This is a genomic window from Sphingobacterium sp. 18053, from assembly GCF_902706145.1.
In the GTDB taxonomy this organism is placed as follows: domain Bacteria; phylum Bacteroidota; class Bacteroidia; order Sphingobacteriales; family Sphingobacteriaceae; genus Sphingobacterium; species Sphingobacterium paramultivorum.
Window position 1 is genome coordinate 37,491 of record NZ_CACSJW010000016.1, and the last position, 11,155, is coordinate 48,645.

Annotated in this window: 14 protein-coding genes; 10 read left to right on the plus strand and 4 right to left on the minus strand. The window is 36.6% G+C overall.

Annotated elements, in window-relative coordinates; all coding sequences use genetic code 11:
• Window positions 1-238: 238 nt before the first annotated feature.
• Complete coding sequence (locus GVK91_RS26735) at window positions 239-802, minus strand: hypothetical protein (protein ID WP_159732569.1); 564 nt, start codon at window positions 800-802, stop codon at window positions 239-241.
• Between the two features lie 41 nt (window positions 803-843).
• Complete coding sequence (locus GVK91_RS26740) at window positions 844-1,407, minus strand: hypothetical protein (protein WP_159732572.1); 564 nt, start codon at window positions 1,405-1,407, stop codon at window positions 844-846.
• Window positions 1,408-1,808: 401 nt separating this feature from the next.
• On the opposite strand from GVK91_RS26740, the gene GVK91_RS26745 reads away from it, so the two are divergent.
• The 10 genes from GVK91_RS26745 to GVK91_RS26790 all read left to right on the plus strand — a co-directional run bounded on the left by GVK91_RS26745 (window position 1,809) and on the right by GVK91_RS26790 (window position 10,552).
• Window positions 1,809-2,630 carry a helix-turn-helix domain-containing protein gene (locus GVK91_RS26745; RefSeq protein WP_159732575.1) on the plus strand — a complete coding sequence of 274 codons (822 nt, stop codon included), beginning with the start codon at window positions 1,809-1,811 and terminating at the stop codon, window positions 2,628-2,630.
• 77 nt (window positions 2,631-2,707) lie between these two features.
• A complete protein-coding gene (locus GVK91_RS26750) occupies window positions 2,708-3,307 on the plus strand; it encodes an NAD(P)H-dependent oxidoreductase (protein WP_159732578.1) in 600 nt (199 codons plus the stop codon).
• A gap of 229 nt (window positions 3,308-3,536) precedes the next feature.
• On the plus strand, window positions 3,537-4,529 hold the full coding sequence (locus tag GVK91_RS26755; protein ID WP_159732581.1) for an SDR family NAD(P)-dependent oxidoreductase: 993 nt from the start codon (window positions 3,537-3,539) through the stop codon (window positions 4,527-4,529).
• A gap of 143 nt (window positions 4,530-4,672) precedes the next feature.
• Entirely contained in the window at window positions 4,673-5,482 is an 810-nt protein-coding gene (locus GVK91_RS26760; protein ID WP_159732585.1) for an AraC family transcriptional regulator, read from the plus strand.
• 141 nt (window positions 5,483-5,623) lie between these two features.
• Window positions 5,624-6,160 carry a hypothetical protein gene (locus GVK91_RS26765; protein ID WP_159732588.1) on the plus strand — a complete coding sequence of 179 codons (537 nt, stop codon included), beginning with the start codon at window positions 5,624-5,626 and terminating at the stop codon, window positions 6,158-6,160.
• Window positions 6,161-6,165: 5 nt separating this feature from the next.
• The gene (locus tag GVK91_RS26770) at window positions 6,166-6,717 is read left to right on the plus strand and encodes a hypothetical protein (RefSeq protein ID WP_159732591.1); all 552 of its coding nucleotides are present in this window, start codon (window positions 6,166-6,168) and stop codon (window positions 6,715-6,717) included.
• A 264-nt stretch (window positions 6,718-6,981) separates the two neighbouring features.
• On the plus strand, window positions 6,982-7,530 hold the full coding sequence (locus GVK91_RS26775) for a hypothetical protein (protein WP_159732594.1): 549 nt from the start codon (window positions 6,982-6,984) through the stop codon (window positions 7,528-7,530).
• A 24-nt stretch (window positions 7,531-7,554) separates the two neighbouring features.
• Window positions 7,555-8,334, plus strand: coding sequence for a DUF4241 domain-containing protein (locus GVK91_RS26780; RefSeq protein WP_159732597.1), 780 nt, complete (start codon window positions 7,555-7,557; stop codon window positions 8,332-8,334).
• A gap of 477 nt (window positions 8,335-8,811) precedes the next feature.
• Window positions 8,812-9,741 carry an alpha/beta hydrolase gene (locus GVK91_RS26785; RefSeq protein ID WP_159732600.1) on the plus strand — a complete coding sequence of 310 codons (930 nt, stop codon included), beginning with the start codon at window positions 8,812-8,814 and terminating at the stop codon, window positions 9,739-9,741.
• Between the two features lie 79 nt (window positions 9,742-9,820).
• Window positions 9,821-10,552, plus strand: a complete 732-nt coding sequence (locus GVK91_RS26790; protein WP_159732603.1) for an SMI1/KNR4 family protein — start codon at window positions 9,821-9,823, stop codon at window positions 10,550-10,552.
• A 116-nt stretch (window positions 10,553-10,668) separates the two neighbouring features.
• Here the strand turns inward: GVK91_RS26790 and GVK91_RS27840 are convergent, their stop codons facing one another.
• Complete coding sequence (locus GVK91_RS27840) at window positions 10,669-10,920, minus strand: SEL1-like repeat protein (protein ID WP_159732606.1); 252 nt, start codon at window positions 10,918-10,920, stop codon at window positions 10,669-10,671.
• A gap of 92 nt (window positions 10,921-11,012) precedes the next feature.
• Window positions 11,013-11,155, minus strand: a 143-nt coding sequence (locus tag GVK91_RS27845) for a transposase (RefSeq protein ID WP_159732609.1), incomplete at its 5' end; no start/stop codon positions are given.

Here is an 11,155-nt window from a genome sequence, read left to right on the forward strand (position 1 = left end):
GGCAGGTATTTACATTTATATACAGAAGATATCCAAGGGTGTTATGACAGTACAGAGGCGAATGTAGATGCTGAAAAAAGCTGCGTGGTCAACATTTGCTGATATTTTCAAGGGAGCTAAAGTTTACGAGTAATAGCAAACATTCAAGGTTACATCAGTAAACCATTAAATTGAAAGCATTCTATGCCAAAACTAACAGCCATTAATTGGGAATTAATTAAGGGCTGTTTCGGAAAGGCTACATACCAGGAGGAGTGCGATAGGTCATGATTTCCGTACCATTGGACTTTTTCACAATCTCCTTTGTATTTCTAAGTATTAATGTATGACTTCCAAGTTTGCTATATGATACAAAGTCTCCATCCGGAGTTTGTTTGCATATAACAAACATATGCCAGCCACCATCTGCTGGAAGTGAGATAATCACCTTTTTCCCAGACTTCAATTCATTTTCTATCGTTTGAAAAAGGCTGTCCACCGGAAAGCTAGAATCTCGGGGTAAAACAAATTTTTGAGTAAAAGTAATACCGTATAATTCTTTATTGTCAAAATCCCGGAAAGAACCATCTGCTTTGTTTTGCCATTCCTTTTGTAAGCCGTAAAAATCAAAATCCACCACTTTATAATACTTTAGGATCATTTCGACAGCAGATGGAATGCAGGACATTTGAAAGAGTTGATTGTGGTTATTTATGACAGTATCAAAAAACTCAAGATTATCGTCTTTTTGTGTTTGAGCCTTCGAATGATAAACAAAAGATGTGGACATTAACACAACTAAACTTAAGAGAACCTTTTTCATAATTTAAATTACTTTTGATAGTAAGATAAGATAATACTTCACTACAAATGAGGTACAATGCTGTACGTCATGATTTCTGTACCGTTAGACTTTTTCACAATTTCTTTTGTATTTCGAAATATCGTTGTATGGCTACCGTGCTTGCTGTAAGAAACAAATTCGCCATCCGGAGTTTGTTTATAGACGACAAAAATGGACCAACCTGTTTCTACCTGAAGTGCGATAATTACCTTTTTCCCAGATTTCAATTCATTTTCTATCGCTTGAAAAAGACTGTCCATCGGAAAACTTTCATCCCGTGGCAAGTTAAATTTCTGGGAAAAAGTAATTCCGTATAATTCCTTTTTATCAAAGTCGCGAAAAGAACCATCCGTTTTATTTTGCCATTTAATTTGCAAGTCATAAAAATTAAAATCCACCACTTTGCAATACTTTAGCACCATTTCGATTGCTGAGGGGATACCTGAAGCCGGAAAGATTTGATTGTGGTTGTTTACAACAGTATCAAAAAAATCGTAATTGTTGTTGTTTTTTACTTGTGCCTTCGCATGAAAAATAACCGCTGTGGATATTAACAAGACTAAAATAAAGAGCATCTTTTTCATAACTTATTTTTGATTAATTGAGCCTCCACGTGGCAGATAAAAACTTTGATGTGCGAAAGTAACAAAATGGAACAGCTTGCTTTAAAATCTTCATTGGTTATCTGATGTTTTCTCAAATATTTTGAGATATCGTTTAAAGTTTACAATTATAGAAAAATACATAAAAAGCAAAAATTTTAGTAGCCTTTCTGTCTCAATTTTTTGTCGATTTTTATCATTATTAAACCGCTGTGAAGGGCAAATAAGAATTGCATTGTTCAGACAGTCAAAAGTGGAGCTTCGGGCTTTGTCTCCCTGTGGCAGGAAAAATGTTGGGAGGGTTATAAAGGAATAAAGAGCTTTTAAATAATCCAAACTATGAGGATCAAAAACATAGATTTTTCTTACATTGGTAGTTATATATGAAACCAAAGGAAGAAACATATCGTAGTTACAGAATTTCTGCGCCCAAAGAGTTTGAAGCAGTGTTCTCTCATTTCTATTATGCTGAAAACAAGTCTGAACATACCATAACCAAAACCCTTCTCCCTTCTTTTCAAACCATTATGGTTTTTAATTTCGGAGCTCGGGCATTTTTGGTTTCCAAGCAAAAAACAAAAATTGAAGTTGACAAATGTATCGTTTTGGGCCCTATTAAATCAGCACTTGAATACAGCCTTCCCCCCGATTCCATTATCCTAGTTGCTAATTTCAAGGCTGATGCATTTTATCGTTTTTTTGGCAAAGCATTTCTATCTGATCATTTGCCTGTTCACCCAGATGAAGCTATGGAAGAAAATTGTTTTACCCGTTTATGGTTTCAATTAGATAATATTTCCGCCACAGAAGAAAAGGTAGACCATATTCTTAATTTCGGCAAACCCTATCTCAATCAGCAGAATGCCACCTCTACGCTATTGGCTAATTTCAGATCGGATACGATGAACTCCATCAAATCCATTGCTGAAGAAGCTAGACAAAGTGACAGAAACATCCAATTGATCCATAAAAGGCACTTTGGCTTCAGTGCAAAGGAAGTGAATCGATACCATCGTTTTGTTAAAGCCATTGAATTGATTCAGCAGACAGATTTTTCTAAAGAAAAGGTCAACTGGTTTGAAATCATCGATCAATGCGGTTATTATGATCAAAGCCAGCTTATTCACGACTTTAAACATTTCATTAATCTTTCGCCTAAGAATTACCTAAAATTCCAGCAGGATATTTGTCGGGCTGGTGAATAACCTGTTTCGTTTTCTTACAATTTTTGAGGTGTTCCCTATTTTACTTTTGTATTGTTCAATCAATTAAAAGTAACAGTATGAAACATCTTATTATTTACGCCCACCCCAATCAGGAAAGTTTGAATGCTCAGTTTAAACAATCTATTGATAACGTTCTGCAACAACAGGAGCATAAAGTAATTACCAGAGACCTGTATCAACTGGGATTTGACCCTGTATTATCATTGGAAGATATGGACGGACAACGAAAAGGTTACGTTAATGAACTTATCAGACAAGAACAGGAGTATATTTCCTGGGCAGATGTGGTCACCTTTATCTATCCGATTTGGTGGACCGGCATGCCGGCCATTATGAAAGGGTATATCGACAGAGTATTCAGCTACGGGTTTGCCTATCGTTATGATCAGGGAATACAAAAAGGATTATTAGCCGGAAAACAGGCTATAATTCTCAATACCCACGGAAAATCCCACGAAGAATATACCGCTATCGGTATGGATAAAGCATTATTACTGACATCTGATAAAGGTATCTATACCTACTGCGGTTTTCAGATCAAAGAGCATCTCTTTTTTGATAAAGCTGACCGGGCCACTCCTGAAGTCGTTGAAATGTGGCTTGCTACAATCAGGAATGTATACACGATTATGGATCCTCAACTTTCTAATCATTGAAACTGATGTATTTTGTTTATGAGGGGTTCATAGCTTGGGAGTAATATAACACTTGCCCAACAACATCGAAATAGAAGGCAGGATTTTGAAGATCCTGCCTTTTTTCTGCTTATATCCTGATCAAGATCCCCTGCCCTTTTGAACAAAGTTAATTAGGCCTTTTGAACAAAACAGGACATATTGATCCGCCCTAATTTTGTCTCAGTAATAACAATTAAACATATTCAAAATGGAAAAGAATAATTATCAGGGAGCTCAACAACAACCTATAGGTTCTGGCTTAAATGCAAAATCAACAGCTAATGATGTGATTCAAAACATCGATCTTACCGGGAAAACAGCTATCGTAACAGGCGGCAACACAGGGATTGGACTGGAAACCACAAGAATACTCGCCGCAGCCGGAGCTACCGTAATTGTCGCTGCACGTGATATCGACAAAGCAAAGAAAAATCTGGAAGGAATATCCAATATTGAAATTGCAGCAATGGATCTAATGTCTCCCGCCTCTATTGATGCTTTCGCAGAAAATTTTGTCGCTTCAGGAAGACCTTTACATTTACTCATTAACAATGCAGGTATTATGTGGGTCCCTTTGCGTAGAGATGAACGGGGTATAGAATCACAACTCGCTACCAACTATTTAGCCTTGTTTCAGCTCACCTCCCGATTGTGGCTTTCCCTTAAAAAAGCCAACGGAGCGCGAGTGGTTAATGTTTCCTCTCATGGTCACTATTTCGCACCTTTTAATTTTGATGATCCCAATTTCCTGCACAGAGAATATGAAACATTACAGGGCTATGGGCAATCCAAGACCGCAGTCAATCTTTTTTCAATGGAATTGGACGCACGAGGACAATCTGCTCATATCAGAAGTTATGCGGTTCATCCCGGTTCTATCGGCGGAACAGAATTGGGCAGAGAAGCCCCATTGGAGCTATTCCAAAAAATGGGGTTTGTGGATGCAGACGGTAATATGTTACCCGAAGTTGCCGCATTGCTAAAAACGATCCCACAAGGAGCTGCCACAACGGTATGGTGCGCAACAAGCCCTAAGCTTGATCATATCGGCGGCGTTTATTGTGAAGATGGAGACATCGCAGTAGTCTCATCGGATATTACCGCCCAAAAAGGGGTACATCCCTATTCACTGGATGAAACCAATGCCAAAAGACTTTGGAAACTCACCGAAGAGATGACAGGTATCCGTTTCAATCCATAAATGCATTTATTAATTTCAAGCATAAAAGAGAGGCAAGATGGCCCTTCTGCCTCTCTATTTTCAACAATGAACTTTTAAACAAAGTAAAGTATGTTATTTCTTATCTTTACCTTATTGATTTCTTTCATAAAAAAGCAAAAATCATGGAATACCAAGCCCGATACATCACCGAAGATATAAAGCTTTCCAGCTACGAAGACCAATTTTTCAAATCGGACATTATGTTTGACCAACATATGTTGGTCTGGTTTCTTTCCGGAGAAACCAAGATTGTACAGGCTGATGCCACCTATCTATTTGGAAAAGGGGATATCTTTTTAATTCCCAGAAACCAATTGGCTACTCTAATTAATTACCCTAAAGATGGCGAACCTCACAAAACGGTAGTCATGCATTTATCATTAGAAACATTAAAAAATTTTTATGCTGGTAAGACCATAGATCCCCAACCACAAAATTCACCGAAGATTTTTTGTTTCAATAATCATCCTCTCCTGGAAAGCTGCCTAGCTTCGCTTATCCCTTATTTTGACATGAAAGATATCCCTGAGGATATTGCTGCGATTAAAATTACCGAAGCCATCAGCATTCTCAGAACCTTGGATAAAAGGATCGATCAATTACTTGCTAATTTTGAAGAACCCGGAAAGATCAACCTAGTCGATTATATGGAGAAGAATTTTATGTTCAATCTTCCGCTAGAAAAGTTTGGTTACCTCACTGGCAGAAGCCTCACAACATTTAAACGGGATTTCAAAAAAGCATTTACCATGACCCCACAACGATGGTTAACTTATAAACGTTTGGAGCTTGCCTATTATCAACTAACAGAAAAGAAAAAAAAGCCTTTGGAAGTTTGCTATGAGGTAGGATTTGAAAACCTTTCCCATTTTTCATTCGCCTTTAAGAAGCAGTTTGGGTTTGCACCAAGTCTGCTGAAAAGTATTTCCTGACGCCAATTCAATTTGAATTAATCAAAATCCATTGCTTAATCCCTATTACGCTTTTCGAGTACTGGAACAGATCCAGTTATTTCGTAAAACTTTGTATGAAACCGTTGGAACAATATTCCCATTATTCTTTATTTTTAGACTATGAGTGATTATACTATTTCGCTTGTGCCTAGCGTGTCCAGGTACGCTTTTGCTGAAATTGCTGTAGATGATATTTTAAAGTGGTTAGTTTCGAAAGATATCGTCAAAGCTGAATTATCGGAATGCACACTGGGCAACCTTGGATATGCATTTTCTGAGGGTGCTCAATACATTGTATTTGAGCCTCATTTCCTTCCACACCAACTAGATATAAATGGTCTGGAAATAACAACTGAGCGTACAATATTTAATACCGGACAAAATGGTATCGATCGTATAGTATGCCCCAATTGTACTGAAAATATTGTAGACAATGAATGGGATCTGGATCCCTGGTACCAGGGTTTTACCGATAACTTGTTGTGTCCGATATGCGGCACTGAAAGTGACATCCATCAATATGTTTTCGAACCACAGTGGGGATTCAGCAATCTTGGATTTACATTTTGGAACTGGCCTGAATTGAAACCTGAATTTATAGTTGAATTGCAGGAAAAGTTAAACTATGACCTGATAGTTGTAGGGTCCCACATTTAGTCATCATGGAAAAAGACAACAATGAAGGAAGAAGTATCATTAAAGGAAGTGGTATGCTCCATGTCAATTGGGGTGATGAAAAAAATGGATCAGTACTATTTTTTCAGGGGGAAACGATCTTATTAGGAATTTGTAATGTTCCCTTTGCTTTATACACAACAACTCGGTTTGACAGAAATACCTTGCCAAATGAACATGTAAAACACCTTGACCAGCTTGAAAAACTATTTCTAACAGGTGATTATAGCAGTAGAAGGGTAAAAGAAAACAGTCCATATGATATCCCGTTATGGATAAATGACCTTGAAAATATAAGTTTGTTGTATTTGGATCATTTTGATTTAATTGGTTTGACCAACCTAAGGATAAAAAACCTAAAAACACTGGTTCTTAAAAATGCTCATATTATTGATATTCCAAACCTTCTAATTGAGCTATTAACTTACAAAAACCTAACTCATATTGCTTATGATGCGTCTTGTATTCCATTAATCAACCAATTAAGAAAGCATCATGCTGGAGGGATTACTTTTGAGCTCTTAGATGGTTCGAGCTAAATTTATCCACCAATCTAAAAAGTGACGCTGCAAATTTGATTGCAAATGACTGATAAGCTCGATCTCTTTTTAAATGAGAAAATAAGTTAAAAAAACGCTAAGAGTTATGATCTTGGATAGCACCAAAAGTAAGACAGAAAATTTCTTAGCGATTTTTTAAAAGTTCTATTTGAAGAAGCGTATTAAGATTCTTATTAGCTACTACAATCTATTTTTTATACTTTTATCGTTAGGATTTAGAGAAATAACCGTTCACTTTCAAAGATGAAAAGTATCACGAATTCAATCACATCTTCTCATTATATACAGAGTTTTGCATTTGACCAGATTGAGACCTATTCCCTCCAGCGCGGAGAGGAACACAATGCGGTGATCCAAATGCTAAAACCAGAACGTAATGGGTTAAAAGTGAGAAAGGAGAAACGAAACAATCTGAACGAAACCGAAGAAATTCGACTGAGCGTATTGGACAAGCTATTAGGTGTAACACAATATTTAATTGATGATACAGGGCAGTTTCATTTTTCGAGTCAAAGAATCAATACTTTTCAGTATGATAATGAGGTAGTCGGTCTACTAAAGAATATTTTACTTACGAAAACAACTGACGTGTCCAACTGGATGTGTGCCCCCATTTACAGGGATGCTATCGTATTCTATAATAGTTCGGGCGAAATTGTATCAGCACTGAATATCTGTTTAAGTTGTGAAGCAATGGCAATAGATAGCTCCAATCAGGTTGTCGCTGATTGCAGCACATATGAAATGCTCAGAAAGTTTTTTCAGGAGGTGGCTCATCCTATAGAGATATGAACTAAATAAAGAAAATTATTTCCCATGCACAAAATAACAATAACAATATGTCTGATGGCCGTTGTGCTATTTTTATACATTTCAAGAAACAAAGTTCCAAGTAATACTAACGATGTCATTGTACAAACAGCCAAATTTGACCTGACGGATACCATACCGAAAATAACCATTAAGGATACATCGCTCACATTCCCACAGATATTTGAGGGAAGTTTCGCGAAGGCCACAAAAGTAGCGCAATTCGGTACGGAAATAACTTTTGATAAGATAGCTTTAGGAAATCTAAAGGTATCATCAGGCCAGATTATCGCAACTGATCCCGTTACCTTAAGGGATGCGGCAGCTTTTAGTGAAAATTTTCCTGTTGGTGAGTTTCCGGTCGAATTGGCAATGGCCAATATTAATGCCAATAAGGATCGAAGGGTCGCATTTGCACGCGTAAAATTCTCAGATAAGCCCATTCAAAAATGGGAGTTTGCGTTATTACCTGGAGAGACTTCTATCCCCCTCAAATCCAAAGAAATATATGGATATGGAGTAGATGCAGGACTAGGTCTTTTCGTTGATCAGGCAGCTAAGAATAGTCTGAATACGCTGCTCGGTAAAAATTGGGACATTATATTCTCCGAAAAATTCGAGGATTATTTAAATTACAGCTTTCAAAATCACAATGCCATCTTTTTCTCCACGGGATATGGAGATGGTTTTTATGCGACTTACATCGGAAAGGACAGCGGGGGTAAAATTTGTCAGCTGTTGACTGACTTTAATATTGTACTGTGGCGGAATGTTGCAGAATATTGATATTTATTATAGTCCGTAGTTTAGCTGGAGATTTCAGGCATTGAGACCATGCGATTCCGAGGCGAATTGATTGGTCATCAGTTTTCGAATCTGGAGGGTCAATGGCATCGAAATATCCAGCTAAGCCACTAAAGTCACCGTAATATTTCAATTCATAGCGATTACTCCAATGAACAATTGCTGATCAAATTTTTAATCACTTCGTTATCCAGATTTTGCCGCTGATCTGAAACAACTGAGAATGAAAATAAAACGCCGCCTTTTTCCACTAAGATGAGCTTCAGGAATTTTAAATTATCGACATCATTTATTTTGACCTGCATGCCTTTACTGACAGCAAACCAATAAACTTACAATAAGCGTCTTGGCAAAACAGCTCCTCTTTCGTATCTTCGATACGGCTACACTACTTCGCCAAGTCGTTGCGCCATTGCCGATAATTTTATCTGAATTCATAACTGAACATAGCACCTTAAAATGACAAAAATATTTTTACTACTTTTTTGTACGCTAACATCAATAATTGGAAAAGCTCAAACGGAAAAGATTTACTCAAAAGCATACGGAAAGAGTGAAAATCCGACAATAATTTTCATTCACGGCGGACCAAGAGGAAACTCGACACTCTTCGAGGGAACAATTGCAGAAAATTTAGCCGGAAAAGGTTTTTATGTTATCGTTTATGACAGACGTGGTGAAGGTCGTTCAATCGACACAACTGCAACATTTACTTTTCAAGAAGCAATTAGTGATTTAAATAGCATTTACGAAAAATATAACATCAAAAGAGCAAATATCATTGCTCATAGTTTTGGTGGTTTGGTTGGAACACTTTTTACAGAACAAAATCCTGAAAAAGTAAGTTCATTAATTCTTGCAGGTGCACTTTTTTCCCAACAAGAAACGTATAACCATATTTTGGAAACGACACGAAAAATCTACAAAAAAAAGAATGACAATTTAATGCTTTCCAAAATTTCTGAAATTGAAAGATTAGCTAAAAATTCGGCTGAATACAGAAAGCAATGTTATGAAATTGCAAGTATGAACAACTATTTCAAAATGCCATTTCCGACAAATGAAGCAAACCAATTGCGGGAAAATTATGAAAATAGTGAATATGGAAAAAGCAATATCCGAAATGACGACGCTCCTATTTTGTTCTATAAAAATGAAAGCAAAAATAATATTGACACCAAACCTATTTTAAAAAAACTAGAAAAAGAGAATGTAAAATTATTTGCAATTTATGGTTTGCAAGACAAAATCTTTTCAGAAAAGCAATTAAGTGATATGAAGAAAATAGTTGGAAAACAGAATTTCAAGACAATTGACAATTGCTCGCATTATCCATTTGTTGACCAGCAAAACCCATTCATTGAAATAATAGAAAAGTGGATTAAATAAAAAACTACCACCAACAAGGTATTAGCAAAAAGTTAGCTGCAAGCATAACAAAATACACCAAGACAACAAAATTGAATTTATGACACCGACAGAAAGACTAACATCCATTTTGACAGAACAATATATTTCAGAAGATGGCGACGAATATAAAGTAGAACTAAAAGAAGGTTTGACCAACCAACAGATTGACGAATTAGCCAAACGACTGCCGACAGGGCAAATTCCGCCAGAGATAAGAGAATTACTAAAATTTGCAAACGGTTTTGAATTTTTCGGATTTGAAGAAGTCACATTTGACGGAGTAGGTCAATTTGGATTTGAAGAGTTTTTTCCTAATTCAGTTCAACTTGCGGGAGACGGATTCGGAAATTTTTGGATTTTAGATGTTGACAACAGTGGAAGTTGGGGAAGCGTGTTTTATGTGTGCCACGCCCCAGCTGTAATCGTAAAACACTCGGACAACTTAACTCAGTTTATAGAACACATTGACGATTTTGGAAAAAATGGGAATAAGTCAAACCTTGATATTATTCACGAAAAAGTGGTTATGGATATTTGGAGCAAAGGAAATGGATTTATTGAACTTGAAAATGCAAGACAATCTAACGACACAACTTTGAAAAACTTTGCACAATCGCTTCCTGATAATTTTGTAATTGCAGACTTGAGAAACAAACAAATTCAGAGCGGATTTGCGTGGGGCAAATTCGGGCCGAACATTGACAAAACAAAACGACACGAAACGGAATTAATTTGGGGAATTGAGAAGCCAATTAAAAAAGGATTTTTATCAAAATTATTTGGACGATAATGATATCTGACAATTTTTAGGCGTAGCCAAAGTCAGATCAAGTAGTGGTTTTTACAATTAAAAAATACTAGACAATACCAGTCTACAATTTCCTTCGGCTATTAATTTAAACCTAGTTACGTTTCTATTCCATACAACCTAGCTATATCAAAATATACGCTAGCAAGCTCCAGATTTTTATTAACCCCAATGCCATAATAATAGCACCGACCAACCTCGTAAATAGATTGTTTCTCACCAAGTAAAATAGCTTTCGAATAAAATAAGAAAGCTTTTTTTGTATTCTTTTTTATGCCAAAACCGTTCTCATAACAAACGGCTAAATCGAAACAGGCCAGTTCATTGTTCTGAACGGAGGAGTCTAACAACAGCTCTACGGCTACTTTATAATCTTTTTTGACGGTTTTTCCATATAGGTTGGGTATTTCGGAGTAATGGGTTCTTCATCAATTTTGGTGAATTAGGCTGATTTAGCGAGAACCATTTTTCTTAATAACTCAAAGCCTGCCTTCCCATACATTTTCCTTTTGATGTTTTTTATTCGGTTTACCTGGCCTTCAACTTGACCATTGCTTATGGATGTTATGACAGCATTATTAACTG

Excerpts from the sequence above, each read along its gene's own strand:
- GVK91_RS26765 (WP_159732588.1), top strand. The coding sequence starts at position 5,624 with ATGAGTGATTATACTATTTCGCTTGTGCCTAGCGTGTCCAGGTACGCT.
- GVK91_RS26760 (WP_159732585.1), top strand. The coding sequence starts at position 4,673 with ATGGAATACCAAGCCCGATACATCACCGAAGATATAAAGCTTTCCAGC.
- GVK91_RS26750 (WP_159732578.1), top strand. The coding sequence starts at position 2,708 with ATGAAACATCTTATTATTTACGCCCACCCCAATCAGGAAAGTTTGAAT.
- GVK91_RS26755 (WP_159732581.1), top strand. The coding sequence starts at position 3,537 with ATGGAAAAGAATAATTATCAGGGAGCTCAACAACAACCTATAGGTTCT.
- GVK91_RS26740 (WP_159732572.1), bottom strand. The coding sequence starts at position 1,407 with ATGAAAAAGATGCTCTTTATTTTAGTCTTGTTAATATCCACAGCGGTT.
- GVK91_RS26790 (WP_159732603.1), top strand. The coding sequence starts at position 9,821 with ATGACACCGACAGAAAGACTAACATCCATTTTGACAGAACAATATATT.
- GVK91_RS26780 (WP_159732597.1), top strand. The coding sequence starts at position 7,555 with ATGCACAAAATAACAATAACAATATGTCTGATGGCCGTTGTGCTATTT.
- GVK91_RS26785 (WP_159732600.1), top strand. The coding sequence starts at position 8,812 with ATGACAAAAATATTTTTACTACTTTTTTGTACGCTAACATCAATAATT.
- GVK91_RS26770 (WP_159732591.1), top strand. The coding sequence starts at position 6,166 with ATGGAAAAAGACAACAATGAAGGAAGAAGTATCATTAAAGGAAGTGGT.
- GVK91_RS26775 (WP_159732594.1), top strand. The coding sequence starts at position 6,982 with ATGAAAAGTATCACGAATTCAATCACATCTTCTCATTATATACAGAGT.
- GVK91_RS26735 (WP_159732569.1), bottom strand. The coding sequence starts at position 802 with ATGAAAAAGGTTCTCTTAAGTTTAGTTGTGTTAATGTCCACATCTTTT.
- GVK91_RS26745 (WP_159732575.1), top strand. The coding sequence starts at position 1,809 with ATGAAACCAAAGGAAGAAACATATCGTAGTTACAGAATTTCTGCGCCC.